This is a genomic window from Saccharothrix sp. DSM 118769, assembly GCF_052936295.1.
The window spans coordinates 378,797-392,465 of record NZ_CP193627.1 but is presented as its reverse complement, the minus strand read 5'-3'; the positions used below and the strand labels follow the sequence as shown (position 1 = coordinate 392,465).

Genomic DNA, 13,669 nt, shown 5'->3' with positions numbered 1-13,669 from the left:
CGTTGACCGCCGAGGCCCTCCCCGCCGAACTTCGTCGTGCGATCGTTCAGCTGGCGCGCACACCGCGCCTGCTGGTCGCCTGCGACTACGACGGGACATTGGCTCCGATCGTGGCGAACCCGGAAGACGCGCGCCCGCTGCCCGAGTCGGTGGGCGCGCTGCGCTCGCTGGCCGGTCTGCACGAGACGACGACCGCGGTGATCTCCGGGCGCGCGCTGCGCGACCTGGCGACGCTGTCCCGCCTGCCGTCCGAGGTGCACCTGGTCGGCTCGCACGGCTCGGAGTTCGACGTCGGGTTCGTGCACGCGCTCGACAGCGAGGCGCGCGCGCTGCACCGCCGTCTGGAAACAGCATTGGAAGAGGTCGTCGCCGGGAACGAGGGCGTCGGGCTCGAAGTGAAACCCGCGAGCATCGCGGTGCACGTGCGGCGTGCCGACCCCGCCGTGGGGGAGCGGGTTCTGGACGCCGTGCGCACCGGTCCCGCCACCTGGGACGGTGTGCAGGTCACCGAGGGCAAGGCCGTGATCGAGCTGGCCGTGGTGCAGACGGACAAGGGCCACGCGCTCGACGTCCTGCGGCACCGCGCGTCGGCCACCGCGGCGGTGTTCGTCGGCGACGACGTGACCGACGAGAAGGCGTTCGCCCGGCTGTCCGGGCCGGACGTGGGCATCAAGGTCGGCGACGGCGAGTCGCTGGCCGAGTACCTCGTCGGGGACCCGCACGACGTGGCCACGGTGCTGGCGTTCCTGCTGGAGGAGCGCCGGGCGTGGCTGCACGGCGACCAGGCCGTGCCGATCGAGCGGCTGACCATGCTCGCCAACGAGCGGTCCGTGGCGCTGCTCACCCCCGACGCGCGGGTGAACTGGCTGTGCCACCCCGAGCCGGACTCGGCGGCGGTGTTCGCCGACCTGCTCGGCGGCCCCGCCGCCGGGCACTTCTCGATCAAGCCCGAGCACGGGTCGCTGCCCCTGGGCCAGCGCTACGTGCCCGGCACGATGATCGTGGAGACCCGCTGGTCGCGGCTGCTGGTCACCGACTACCTGGACCACGACCTGGCCTCGCACCGCACCGACCTGGTGCGGCGCATCTCCGGCTCGACCAACGCGGTGATCACCTTCGCGCCGCGCCCGGAGTTCGGGCAGGTCCCGGTCAGGCTGCTGCGCGAGCGCGACGGCCTGCGCGTGGTCGGCACCTCCGACCCGATGGTGCTGCGCTCGCCGGGCGTGGACTGGCAGATCACCAGCGACGGCCAGCAGGAGACCGCCACCGCGGTCGTCCGCCCCCGCGAGGGCGCGCCGATCCTGCTGGAGTTCCGCTGCGGCACGGACGACCTGTCCGAGGCCACCCTCGGCGAGGGCGAGCGCCGCGCGCGGGCGGGCTCGTTCTGGTCGGACTGGGCGGCCACCCTCAAGGTGCCCGCCGTCGAGCCCGACCTGGTGCTGCGCTCCGCGCTGACCCTCAAGGGGCTGGTGCACCACGACACCGGCGCGATCATGGCCGCCGCGACCACCTCGCTCCCGGAGGAGCTGGGCGGCATCCGCAACTGGGACTACCGGTACTGCTGGCTGCGCGACGCCGCGCTGACCGCGCAGGCCCTGGTCTCGGTCGGCTCGCTCGGCGAGGCCGAGTCGTTCCTGGGCTGGGTGCACGGCGTGCTGGCCACGCTGCCCGGCCCGGAGCGGCTGCACCCGCTCTACACGCTCCAGGGCACCATGCTGGGCGCCGAGGCCGTCATCGACACCCTCCCGGGTTACGCCGGGTCACGTCCGGTGCGCGTCGGCAACCTCGCCAACCAGCAGGTCCAGCTCGACGTGTTCGGCCCGGTCGTGGACCTGGTGGTGCAGCTCGCCGCCGCGCGCGGCACGCTCACCGACCCCGACTGGGCGATGGTGCAGGCGATGGCCGAGGCGGTCGCCCGCCGCTGGCACGAGCCCGACCACGGCATCTGGGAGGAGCGGCACGCGCCGCGCCACCACGTGTACTCCAAGGTGATGTGCTGGGTCACGCTGGACCGGGCGGTGACCCTGGCCGAGACCTACGGCCGGGACGTCGACCCGTCGTGGCCCGTGCTGCGCGACACCATCTCCAACGACGTGCTCAAGCACGGGTGGAGCGAGGAGGCGCAGTCGTTCACCACGGCGTACGACGGCGACGACCTCGACGCCGCCTCGCTGCACGTCGGCCTGTCCGGCCTGATCGACCCCGCGGACGACCGCTTCCAGGCGACCGTGACGGCGATCGAGGCCGAGCTGCGCTCCGGGTCCACCGTCTACCGCTACCGGCGCGACGACGGCCTGCCCGGCGACGAGGGCGGCTTCCACCTGTGCGCCGCCTGGATGATCGAGGCGTACCTGCTCACCGGCCGCCGCACCGAGGCCGAGGAGCTGTTCGCCCAGATGGTCGACGCCGCCGGACCCACCGGCCTGCTGCCCGAGGAGTACGACCCCATCGCGGAGCGCTCCCTGGGCAACCACCCGCAGGCGTACAGCCACCTGGGCCTCATCCGCTGCGCCCAGCTGCTGGCGGCGTCCAAGTAGGTCCCGGCACGGCCCAGGCAGTCCCGGCACGGCACGAACGGCCCCCCACCCGCGCGGTGGGGGGCCGTTCGTCACTTCTTGAGCTTGAGCAGCTGGAGCGCCTCGAACAGGTCGTTGGCGACGAGCGCGCGGGTCTCGGCGGGCAGCTTCCCGGCGTCCGGCGGCACCAGGGCCTTGGTGTAGCCGAGCCGGGCCGCCTCGGTGAGCCGGCGGCCGACGCCGTTGACGCGGCGCAGCTCGCCGGACAGGCCGACCTCGCCCACGACGACCAGGTCGTGCGGCAGCGGGGTGTCCGTGGCCGCCGAGGCGACCGCCAGCGCCACCGCGAGGTCCACGGAGGGCTCGGTGAGCCGCATGCCGCCGACCGTGGCGGTGAACACGTCCTTGTTGCCCAGCGCGACCCGGCCGCGCTTCTCCAGCACGGCGAGCACCATGGCGAGGCGGGCCGAGTCCAGGCCGCTCACGGCCCGGCGCGGCGCGGGCAGGGCGGTCGGGGCGACCAGCGCCTGCACCTCGCCCAGCATCGGCCGCTTGCCCTCGACCACCACCGTGACCGCGGTGCCGGACACCGCCTGCTCCCGGCGGTTGAGGAACAGCCCGGACGGGTCGGGCACGCCCGCGATACCGTCGTCGCGCAGCTCGAAGCAGCCCACCTCGTCGGCCGCGCCGAACCGGTTCTTGATGCCGCGCAGCAGGCGGAGCGTGGAGTGGCGGTCGCCCTCGAACTGGAGCACGACGTCCACCAGGTGCTCCAGCACGCGGGGGCCGGCGACCGAGCCGTCCTTGGTGACGTGCCCCACCAGGACGATCGGCAGGCCGCGTTCCTTGGCGACCGCGATCAGGCCGGACGTGACCGCGCGGACCTGGCTGACTCCGCCGGGCGCGCCGTCCACGCTCGGCGAGGACATCGTCTGCACCGAGTCGACGATCAACATGCCGGGCTTGACGACGTCGACCTGCCCGAGCACCGCGGAGATGTCGCTCTCGGCGGCCAGGTAGATCTCGTCGTGCAGGTTCCCGGTCCGGTCGGCGCGCAGCCGCACCTGGCCCGCCGACTCCTCGCCGGTGACGTAGAGGCACCGGCTGCCCGCCAGCGCCCACTGGTGCGCCACCTCCAGCAGCAGCGTCGACTTGCCGACCCCGGGTTCACCCGCGAGGAGGACGACGGCACCCGGCACCAGGCCGCCGCCGAGCACCCGGTCCAGCTCGCCGACGCCCGTGGGGACGGCGCGGGCGGACTCGATGTCGACCTGCCCGATGGGCCGGGCCTCGCTGCTGGGCGTGCCGGCGAGGAAGCGCGTCGGAGCGGGGGCGCCGCGCTCCTCGACCGTGCCCCACGCCTGGCACTCGGGGCAGCGCCCGACCCACTTCGCCACCTCGTGCCCGCACTCGGCGCACCGGTAGGTCGGCTTGGCCGCACGCACTGTCTTAGCCACGGTGACGCAGGCTAGCCGCCACCTCCGACAGGTCCCGCCGGACCACCGGTCAGCGGGTGGGTGGCCGGTGGGCGGCCGGTGGACGGCAGGGCCGGTGGCCACCGGGCAGCAGGGCAGCGGCCAGCAGGGCAGCAGGCAGCAGGCAGCGGGCCACCGATCAGCCGGCGGCCGGGTAGTGCGCACCGGTCAGCGAGCCGCAGGTCAGCGAGCCACCGGACGACCGACCCCACCGGACCGCAGGTCGGCGAGCCACAGGACGGCGGCAGCCGCCCCGCGCGGACCCGGAATTGTCGGTGCCCGCCGGCAGAATAAAAAACAGGGGTCCCCTGGGCGGGGACCCCTGCGCAGCGTTCGCACCGGGCTCGACGCCCGGCCACCGCCGGCCTCAGTGCTCGGCCGGCGCGTCCTTGCGGGGCTCGGAGGTGGCGCCGATCGGCAGCTCCAGCGTGACCTCGCCCGCCTTCTCGAACAGGAACGTCACCCGCAGCGTCTCACCCGGCCGCAGCGCCTTCTTCAGGCCCTTCAGCACGATCCTGACCTGCCCCGGCTCGGCCGGCTCGGCCGACGACGGCTTCTTGCCCGACGTGGTCGGCGGGTTCGAGATCGACGTGTCGCGGGACACCGTGGTCGGCGTGGTCGACGCGCCGGCCGTGGGCGAACCGGTCGTCGTCACGGTGGCGCCGGACGCGGAACCCGCGGTCGACGGGGTGGAGCTGGACGCGGCCGAGCTGGAGGCCGCGGAACTGGACGCGGCGGAGCTGGACGCGGCCGAGCCCGAGGTCGGGGTGACCGACGCGGTCGGCTTCGCGGAGGACGTCTCGTCGTCCCCGGCGGTGCCCGGGTCGCCGCCGCCGAGGATGGACGAGCCGGCCTCCAGCTCGACGTCACCCTCGATCTGCGCGGGCTCGGCGGACTCGCTGGTCACGGCCAGCAGCCTGTCCGCCTCGAACCCGTTGTTGGCGATCACGACCACGATCGGGGCGTCCTCGCCCTCCTCGTACGCGCCGTGCTGCGCCGGGAACAGGAACTGGGCGTCCCGGACGGTGACGGTGCCCGCCTGGCCACTCGCCCCGTTCACCGCTGCGACCTGCTGGTCGGTCTGGGTGATCTGCCCTGCGCCGCAGCCTGCGGCGAACAGACCGAGGCCCGTCGCCAGCGCGGCCACGACGGCCAGGCGGCGAGGCGCTGCGGACTTCTGGTGTGCGCGACCCACGGCTGCTCGATCCCTCCCGAAGTGCTGACGAGGCGGGTCGTCCCCGGTAGTGACGGGTTCGACCACCAGTCGGTGAGCCTAACGGGGACCCGCCGACTCGGCGGCACGTGGTACCTCACAGGGGGTCGCGCTCGTCCACAGTGGAGCAAGATCGACCTCGGGCGTTGCACGTGCGGGGGTGGTTTGTCAACCCCCCGCGCGGCCCTGACCAGCGCTAACTGATCTCCGGACGCCGAAGAGGGGATTGCCCGTCGTGTTAGGATGGGGTTAGCGAAAGGGGCAGAGGACACATGGTTTTCAAGGTCGGAGAGACCGTCGTCTACCCGCACCACGGTGCCGCTCTCATCGAAGCAATCGAGACCCGTGTGATCAAGGGCGAGGAGAAGAAGTACCTCGTCCTCAAGGTCGCCCAGGGCGACCTCACGGTTCGCGTCCCCGCCGACAACGCCGAGATCGTGGGCGTGCGCGACGTCGTCGGCCAGGAGGGTCTCGACAGGGTCTTCGAGGTCTTGCGTGCTCCCCACACGGAGGAGCCGACCAACTGGTCGCGGCGGTACAAGGCCAACCTGGAGAAGCTCGCGTCCGGCGACGTGAACAAGGTGGCCGAAGTGGTGCGCGACCTCTGGCGGCGCGAGAAGGATCGCGGACTGTCCGCTGGTGAGAAGCGGATGCTGGCGAAGGCTCGACAGATACTGGTCAGCGAACTGGCGCTGGCCGAGGGCACCGACGAGGACAAGGCCGAGGTCCTCCTCGACGAAGTCCTCGCCACCGCGTCCTGACCGGTAGACCCGCACACGGACACCGCGAACATGGGTGTGGTAGCGCTCGTGCCCGCGGCGGGCCGGGGTGAGCGGTTGGGCTTCGGCATGCCCAAGGCGCTCGTGCCGGTCGACGGCGTTCCGCTGCTGGTGCGTGCCGTGCGCGGCCTGCTGGAGGCCGGCGTGCAGCACGTCGTGATCGCCGCACCTCCGTCCGATGTGGACACTGTGAGTACTGTCACCGCCCCGTTGGCCCAGGCCGGCGGGGCGGTGCACGTGTTGGCCGGGGGCGCCGAGCGCTCGGACTCGGTGCGCCTGGCGCTGGAGCACGCGATGCGCGAGATCCCCGGCACGACGATCGTGCTGGTGCACGACGCGGCCCGCGCGTTCACCCCTCCCGAGGTGGTCAGGGCCGTGATCGACGCCGTGGCCGCCGGTCACCCCGCGGTGGTCCCGGTGCTGCCGGTCGCGGACACGGTGAAGCGGGTCGACCCGGACGGCGTAGTCGTCGACACACCCGATCGGGCGTCGTTGCGGGTGGTGCAGACCCCGCAGGGCTTCGACGCGGCCGTGCTGCTGCGCGCACACGGGTCGGGCCTGCACGCGACGGACGACGCGGGGCTGGTGGAGCGGCTGGGTGTGCCGGTCGTCACGGTCCCGGGTCACCCGGACGCCATGAAGATCACCACGAAGTTCGACCTGGCGGTGGCCGAGGCGCTGCTGGTCGGGGCACCACGAGGAGCGCAGTGATCCCGAGGGTCGGCATCGGCACCGACGTGCACCAGGTCGAGCCCGGTCGGGAGTGCTGGCTGGTGGGCCTGCGCTGGGACGGCGCGGACGGCTGCGCCGGGCACTCGGACGGCGACGTGGCCGCGCACGCGCTGTGCGACGCGCTGCTGTCGGCGGCGGGCCTGGGCGACCTGGGCGCCGTGTTCGGCACGAGCGACCCGCGCTGGGCGGGCCGGCACGGCGTGGACTTCCTGGCGGAGGCGCGGCGGCTGGTCGAGGAGGCCGGTTTCCGGGTCGGCAACGCGGCGGTGCAGGTCATCGGGAACGCGCCGAAGGTCGGCAAGCGGCGTGACGAAGCTCAACAAGTGCTGTCCGAGGCCGTGGGCGGTCCCGTGTCGGTCAGCGGCACGACGTCGGACGGCCTGGGCCTGACCGGGCGCGGCGAGGGCATCGCGGCCGTGGCGACGGCGCTGCTCGTGCCGACGGCCTGACGCGGCGCGCGCGGGCGGCGGTGACCCTGGTCTCCGTTCGCCTGTGACCCGAGACCTCCGAGGTCCAGACCAGTAGCGTCTCAACGGTGACGATCCGCGCCGTCCTCTTCGACTTCTCCGGCACCTTGTTCCGCCTGGAGCACGACTCGTTGACCGCGCACGCCGAGCTGATGCGCGCCCTCACCGCCCCGACGGGCGTGGCCGAGGGCCTCGACGTGTCGCCCGACGACTGGGAGCGGCGCGACCTCGACCCGGTCGCGCACCGCGACCTGCACCTGGCCGTGCTGGCGAGGGCCGGCGCGCCGGACCCGGCCGGGTTCTACGAGAACCTGTGCAGCCCGCCGTTCTGGCAGCCCTACCCGGACACCGCGCAAGCGCTTGGCACCGAGCTGCCCACCGCCGTGGTCAGCAACATCGCGTGGGACATCCGGGCCGTCTTCGCGCGCCACGGCGTCGAGAACCGGGTGGACGAGTACGTGCTGTCGTTCCAGGAGGGTTTCGTCAAGCCGGACCCGAAGCTGTTCCGCATCGCCTGCGACCGGCTCGGCGTGCACCCGTCCGAGGTGTTGATGGTGGGCGACAGCGAGGAGGCGGACGGCGGCGCGGCGGCGATCGGCTGCGCGGTCGAGATCGTCGAACCGCTGCCCACGGCCGGTAGGCCGGACGGTCTCCTCCAGGTCCTCCGCAAGCACATCTGACCGGTCGATTCAACCCCCTCTGGCCACCGCCCGTACCATTCCGGTGTGAGCCTCCACCTCTTCGACACCGCGACCCGGTCCATGCGGGAGTTCGTCCCGCAGGTCAGCGGAACGGCGTCGATCTACGTCTGTGGGGCCACCGTGCAGGGCGTTCCGCACATCGGGCACGTGCGCAGCGGCCTGAACTTCGACGTGCTGCGCCGCTGGCTGGGCCGCGACGGCTCGACCGTGCACCTGGTGCGCAACGTCACGGACATCGACGACAAGATCCTGACCAAGGCCGCCGAGCACGGCAGGCACTGGTGGGACTGGGCGTACGAGCACGAGCGGGCGTTCGACGACGCCTACGAGGCGCTGGGCTGCCTGCCGCCGTCGTACTCGCCGCGCGCCACCGGCCACGTCACGCAGATGGTCGACCTGATGGAGCGCCTGATCGGGAAGGGCCACGCGTACGCCTCGGACGGCGACGTGTACTTCTCGGTGACCTCGTTCCCCGAGTACGGGGCGCTGTCCGGGCAGAAGCCGGCCGACGTGCACCAGGGCGAGACGGCGACGCGCGGCAAGCGCGACCCGCGCGACTTCACGCTGTGGAAGGCGGCGAAGCCGGGCGAGCCGTCGTGGCCGACGCCGTGGGGGCCGGGCCGGCCGGGCTGGCACCTGGAGTGCTCGGCGATGGCGACCGCCTACCTGGGGTCGGCGTTCGACATCCACGGCGGCGGCATCGACCTGATCTTCCCGCACCACGAGAACGAGCAGGCGCAGTCCCGGGCGGCGGGCGACCACTTCGCCGAGTACTGGATGCACAACGCCTGGGTGACGCTGTCCGGCGAGAAGATGTCGAAGTCGCTGGGCAACACCGTGACCATCCCGGCGATGCTGGAGAAGGTGCGCGCGCCCGAGCTGCGCTACTACCTGGTCGGCCCGCACTACCGGTCGACGATCGAGTACTCCCCCGAGGCGCTGGACGAGTCGGTGTCGGCGTACCGCCGGGTCGAGTCGTTCCTGCGGCGCGTGGTCGAGCGGACCGGCGCCGTGGAGGACGACGGCGTGCTGTCGCAGCCGTTCGTCGCGTCGATGGACGACGACATGGGCACGCCCGGCGCGCTGGCCGCGATCCACCGGCGGGTGCGCGAGGGCAACACCGCCCTGGAGTCTGGGGACGACACCGGGGCGCGGGCCGCGGCGTCGTCGGTGCGGGCGATGACCGGGCTGCTCGGGCTGGACCCGCTCTCGGAGCGGTGGCACGACGCGGCGTCGACCGGCGGCGCGGGCCGGCAGGCGTTGGGCGTGCTGGTGGAGCGGCTGCTGGAAGAGCGGCAGCAGGCCCGCAAGGACCGGGACTTCGCACGGGCGGATGCCCTGCGCGACAGCCTGCTCCTGGCCGGGATCGCCGTCGAGGACACCCCCGACGGTCCGATGTGGACCTTGAAGGACGACTGAGCTCGTGGCTGGTAACTCCAAGCGCCGTGGCGCTATGCGCAACCCAGGTTCCAAGAAGGGCGCGGTCGTCGGTTCCGGCGGGCAGAAGTCCAAGGGACTCCAGGGCAAGGGCCCGACGCCGAAGGCGACCGAACGGCCCAACCACCCCGCGCACAAGCGGGCCAACGCGGTGGCGAAGGTCGAGCAGCAGCGCGCGCAGCGGCGCAGGGCCGCCGAGACCGGGCCGGAGACCGTCGCCGGGCGCAACCCCGTGGTCGAGTGCCTGCGCGCGGGCATCCCGGCGACGGCGCTGTACGTGGCGCTGGGCATCGACGCGGACGACCGGGTCGCCGAGGCGGTGCAGCTGGCGGCGTCGCGGGGCATCTCCGTGCTGGAGGTGCAGCGCGGCGAGCTGGACCGCATCACGGGCGGCGCGATGCACCAGGGCCTCGGGCTCCAGGTGCCGCCCTACGAGTACGCGGAGCCGCGCGAGCTGCTCAAGATCGCGCGCGAGTCGGGCAACCCGCCGCTGCTGGTGGCGCTCGACGGCGTGACGGACCCGCGCAACCTGGGTGCCGTGGTGCGGTCGGCGGCGGCGTTCGGGGCGCACGGGGTCGTGCTGCCGCAGCGCCGTTCGGCGGGGATCACGGCGGTGGCGTGGCGGACCAGCGCGGGCACGGCGGCGCGGATGCCGATCGCGGTGGCGACCAACCTGACCCGCCAGCTCAAGGAGTGGGCCGAGGCGGGGCTGATGGTCGTGGGGCTGGACGCGGACGGCGACGTCGACGTGGACGGCCTGGACCTGGCCACCGGGCCGCTGGTCGTGGTGGTCGGCTCGGAGGGGCGCGGCCTGTCCCGGCTGGTGCGGGAGACGTGCGACCAGACGGTGTCGATCCCGATGTCGGCGGGCGTGGAGTCGCTGAACGCGTCGGTCGCGGCCGGCGTGGTGCTGGCCGAGATCGCCCGCCGCCGCCGCGTCGAAGCCCGCACCTGACCCAGACCCCAGGGGCCTGAACGCAGAACTCACCTGCCCTGAGCGTTGGACTCTCGGGGCCTGGGTGTTGGACTCTCGCGAGAGTCCAACGCCCGGGTCGGGAGAGTCGTACGTTCGGGCGGCTCGAGTTCCGCGCTCGGAGATGTGATGTGAGTTCGTCGCGGATTTCGGGTCGGGGGCGGGGCCGGGCGGTTAAAGTCTGCGGCGATGTCCTTCGCCACGCCCCTGTTCCTGTGGTTCTTCCTGCCGGTCGTGCTCGCGGCCGTCCTCGTCGCACCCGGGCGCAGGCGGAACGTCGTGGTCGCCGTGGCGAGCCTGGTGTTCTACGTCTCCGGCGCGGGCGGCACGACGCTGCTGCTCGTCGGCTGCATGGTCGCCAACTACCTGGCCGGCCGGCGGCTGGAGCCGGACAGCCCCGGTGACCGGCGGCTCGTGCTGGTCGGCACGATCGCGCTGAACCTGGGCGTGCTGCTGGTGTGGAAGTACGCCGGGTTCGCGTCGCAGCAGCTGCACGACATCGCGTCCGTGGTGGGCGCGGACCTGCCGGTGCTGGAGCTGGCGCTGCCGATCGGCATCTCGTTCTACACGTTCCACCACATCTCCTACGTCGTGGACGTGTACCGGGGCGAGCGGCCGGCGCTGCGCGACCCCGTCTCGTTCGTCACCTACATCGCGATGTTCCCGCAGCTGGTGGCCGGCCCGATCGTGCGGTTCCGGGAGATCGCCGACCAGCTCCCGCAGGAGCGCACGCACCGCTGGGACGACGTGGCCGCCGGGTTCCCCCGGTTCGCGCTGGGCCTGTGCAAGAAGGTGATCATCGCCGACTCGCTGGCGCCGGTGGTCGACGCCTGCTTCGCCACCCCGTCGGACGAGATGACGACGGGCGTCGCGTGGCTCGGGGCGGTCGCGTACACGCTCCAGCTGTACTTCGACTTCTCCGGTTACTCCGACATGGCGATCGGCCTGGGCCGGATGCTCGGCTTCCGGCTGCCGGAGAACTTCGCCCGCCCCTACTCGTCGGTCACCGTGACGGAGTTCTGGCGGCGCTGGCACATGTCGCTGTCGCGCTGGTTCCGCGACTACGTCTACATCCCCCTCGGCGGCAACCGCGGCGGCGTGCTGCTGACCTACCGCAACCTCGCGATCGTTTTCGTCCTCACCGGTTTCTGGCACGGGGCGAACTGGACGTTCCTCGTGTGGGGTTTGTTCCACGGTGGACTGCTCGTGCTGGAACGCCGTTTCGGATGGGAATCGGCTCCGGTCACTACGCGTACCCGAATTGCCCGGCGCGCCCTCACCACGTTGCTGGTGGTAATCGGCTGGGTGTTCTTCCGGTCACCGGATCTGGGGACCGCGTTCACAATGCTCGGTCACATGCTGTTGCCGGATTTCAGCGGGTTGACCGAAGCGGTGAGCGCCGCGACGACCAATCAGCGCATTGTTCTGCTGCTGGTCGCACTGGCCGTCGTCGTGATGCCCGACCACCCCGTGACCGGCCCCTACCTGGAGTCCTCCCGCGCGAAGGTCGCCACGGCGGCCCGGGTCTCGTTGATGACGGTCGGCGTGGGCTACGCGGCGATCCTGGTCGCCAGCGGTACGTTCAGCCCGTTCCTGTACTACCAGTTCTGATGATCGACAACCGGCGCAGTTTCGACAATTGACGCACTTGCGGGCCCGGTGCGCGCTGCGCGACCGCAGGTACGCGCTCGCCCGGTCGGCCCAGCCGGGACGGACCCAATGGAGGCTTACGTCAACACAGGGTAGGCGAGCATTGCTCACGGCGGGTCACCTACGGTCAACTGTCAAGAATAAGTGGCCGGTTTTTCGCCTTTGTAACTACTTTAGGTAACTGACCTGCTCCGTTCGGGTACACACTGTGGTAGGACAGAGATTGCAGATCCGGCAGCTTCTACCGTGCTAACCGAGGGAATTGTTACTTCGGGTGGGGGTAACGTGACTCACTCATCGGGGCCGACCGACCTCCTGGAGGAGTTGTGACTTCCGGGGGGACACTCCGCGCGCTCGTGGGCAACCGCGAGTTCCGCGGCATGTGGATCGGCTCGACGGTGTCGACCGTGGGCGACCAGCTCGCCGCCGTGGCGCTGTCCCTCCTGGTGTTCGAGCGCACCCAGTCGGCCGCGTGGACCGCCCTCACGTGGTCGCTGACGCTGTTCCCGCCGCTGATCTCGGGACCGCTGCTGGGCTGGGTCGCGGACCGCTTCCCGCGCCGCACGGTGATGGTCTGCTGCGCCTGGCTCCAGGCCGCGCTGATGGCGCTGATGGCCGTGCCGGGGATGCCGCTGTGGGTCATGATCGTGCTGCTGGTCGTGGTCCTGATGATCTCGTCGCCGTTCCTCGCGGCGCAGGAGGCGAGCCTGCCGTCCGTGCTGCCCGAGGACCGCTACGACGACGGCGTGGCGCTGTTCGGCACGTCGGTGGACGTCGCGCAGATGGCCGGCCTGGCCGCGGCGGGGTTCCTGGTCACCGGCGCCGGCTCCACCGTCGCGCTCGCGATCAACGCGGCGACGTTCGTGTGGGTGGCGATCCTGGTGCAGTTCTCGGTGCGGCACCGACCGGCCGCGGACCCGCTGGGCGCGCATCGGGACCCCGAAGGTCCGCGCGGCGCGTTCACGCTGCTGGTCACCGAGCCGCGGCTGCGCAGCCTGATGGGCATGCGGCTGCTGGCCGGGCTGGCCATGGTCCCCGAGGGGCTCGCCGTGCCGCTGGCGGCGAAGCTGGACGCGGTGTGGGCCGTCGGGCTCATCCTGGCCATCGAACCGGCCGCCAACGTGCTGGGCGTGGCCGTGCTGTTCCGGCTGGTGCGCGACCCCGCGAAGCGCGAGCGGCTCATCGGGCCGCTCGCCATCCTGTCGCTGGCCCCGCTGGTCATGTTCGCGCTGGACCCGAACCTGACGTGGACCATCGTCCTGCTGGTCATCGCCGGTATGGCCGGTGCGTACCACACGCCGGCGCGGTCGGCGTGGATGCGCATCCTGCCCGACGCGTACCGCGGTCGGGCGTACGGCATCGGCCGGGCGGCGCTGCGGTCCTCGCAGGGGGGCGGCATGGCCGTGGCCGGCGTCGTCGCGCACTCGATCGGGTCGGTCACCGCGACCATCGCGGGCGCGGGCGGCATCGGACTGCTCCTCGCGACCCAGGCGACCGTAGCCTGGAGGCGAGCGCGCTCCCGGCACGACCCGGAGGCGGTGGCGATCTGAAACGGAGCCATCACATATCGCGATTGTCAAACATGAAGGACCCCTCGGCTGCGGCCCGCTAGCCAGCGGGCACGTACGGTGAGCGTTCGGTCCGGGTTGGAGGGAAGGTGGCCTACATGTCGCGGTTGCGCATGGTGAACACCTCCTCGGAACGCGTCACGGACGCCGGCGCGCGC

Annotated in this window: 11 protein-coding genes; 9 read left to right on the top strand and 2 right to left on the bottom strand. The window is 72.2% G+C overall.

All coding sequences use genetic code 11. The features are described 5' to 3' along the window. Positions 1 to 2: 2 nt before the first annotated feature. Positions 3 to 2,537, top strand: coding sequence for a trehalose-phosphatase (otsB, locus tag ACRAKJ_RS01930; RefSeq protein WP_438926388.1), 2,535 nt, complete (start codon positions 3 to 5; stop codon positions 2,535 to 2,537). 71 nt (positions 2,538 to 2,608) lie between these two features. Here otsB and radA read toward each other — a convergent pair whose 3' ends face one another. Together radA and ACRAKJ_RS01920 are read right to left on the bottom strand one after the other, a co-directional pair. Then, positions 2,609 to 3,973, bottom strand: a complete 1,365-nt coding sequence (radA, locus tag ACRAKJ_RS01925) for a DNA repair protein RadA (RefSeq protein WP_438926387.1) — start codon at positions 3,971 to 3,973, stop codon at positions 2,609 to 2,611. 385 nt (positions 3,974 to 4,358) lie between these two features. Continuing rightward, on the bottom strand, positions 4,359 to 5,186 hold the full coding sequence (locus ACRAKJ_RS01920) for a hypothetical protein (protein WP_438926386.1): 828 nt from the start codon (positions 5,184 to 5,186) through the stop codon (positions 4,359 to 4,361). Positions 5,187 to 5,476: 290 nt separating this feature from the next. Here ACRAKJ_RS01920 and ACRAKJ_RS01915 point away from each other — a divergent pair, with 290 nt between their 5' ends. From ACRAKJ_RS01915 to ACRAKJ_RS01880, 8 genes are all read left to right on the top strand, one after another. Next, on the top strand, positions 5,477 to 5,965 hold the full coding sequence (locus ACRAKJ_RS01915; protein ID WP_065915127.1) for a CarD family transcriptional regulator: 489 nt from the start codon (positions 5,477 to 5,479) through the stop codon (positions 5,963 to 5,965). A 30-nt stretch (positions 5,966 to 5,995) separates the two neighbouring features. After that, positions 5,996 to 6,694 carry a 2-C-methyl-D-erythritol 4-phosphate cytidylyltransferase gene (gene ispD / locus ACRAKJ_RS01910; protein WP_438926385.1) on the top strand — a complete coding sequence of 233 codons (699 nt, stop codon included), beginning with the start codon at positions 5,996 to 5,998 and terminating at the stop codon, positions 6,692 to 6,694. Continuing rightward, positions 6,691 to 7,164 carry a 2-C-methyl-D-erythritol 2,4-cyclodiphosphate synthase gene (gene ispF, locus ACRAKJ_RS01905; RefSeq protein WP_438926384.1) on the top strand — a complete coding sequence of 158 codons (474 nt, stop codon included), beginning with the start codon at positions 6,691 to 6,693 and terminating at the stop codon, positions 7,162 to 7,164. The genes ispD and ispF overlap by 4 nt, the downstream gene beginning before the upstream one ends. A gap of 86 nt (positions 7,165 to 7,250) precedes the next feature. Next, a complete protein-coding gene (locus tag ACRAKJ_RS01900) occupies positions 7,251 to 7,862 on the top strand; it encodes an HAD-IA family hydrolase (protein WP_438926383.1) in 612 nt (203 codons plus the stop codon). A gap of 45 nt (positions 7,863 to 7,907) precedes the next feature. Beyond that, positions 7,908 to 9,302: a cysteine--tRNA ligase gene (gene cysS / locus ACRAKJ_RS01895; protein WP_438926382.1), complete on the top strand. Its 1,395-nt coding sequence runs from the start codon at positions 7,908 to 7,910 to the stop codon at positions 9,300 to 9,302. A 4-nt stretch (positions 9,303 to 9,306) separates the two neighbouring features. After that, a complete protein-coding gene (rlmB, locus tag ACRAKJ_RS01890; protein WP_438926381.1) occupies positions 9,307 to 10,275 on the top strand; it encodes a 23S rRNA (guanosine(2251)-2'-O)-methyltransferase RlmB in 969 nt (322 codons plus the stop codon). A 207-nt stretch (positions 10,276 to 10,482) separates the two neighbouring features. Then, a complete protein-coding gene (locus ACRAKJ_RS01885) occupies positions 10,483 to 11,904 on the top strand; it encodes an MBOAT family O-acyltransferase (protein WP_438926867.1) in 1,422 nt (473 codons plus the stop codon). 365 nt (positions 11,905 to 12,269) lie between these two features. Continuing rightward, the gene (locus ACRAKJ_RS01880) at positions 12,270 to 13,493 is read left to right on the top strand and encodes an MFS transporter (RefSeq protein WP_447008857.1); all 1,224 of its coding nucleotides are present in this window, start codon (positions 12,270 to 12,272) and stop codon (positions 13,491 to 13,493) included. Positions 13,494 to 13,669: the final 176 nt, after the last annotated feature.

Excerpts from the sequence above, each read along its gene's own strand:
- ACRAKJ_RS01915 (WP_065915127.1), top strand. The coding sequence starts at position 5,477 with ATGGTTTTCAAGGTCGGAGAGACCGTCGTCTACCCGCACCACGGTGCC.
- ispD (WP_438926385.1), top strand. The coding sequence starts at position 5,996 with ATGGGTGTGGTAGCGCTCGTGCCCGCGGCGGGCCGGGGTGAGCGGTTG.
- ACRAKJ_RS01885 (WP_438926867.1), top strand. The coding sequence starts at position 10,483 with ATGTCCTTCGCCACGCCCCTGTTCCTGTGGTTCTTCCTGCCGGTCGTG.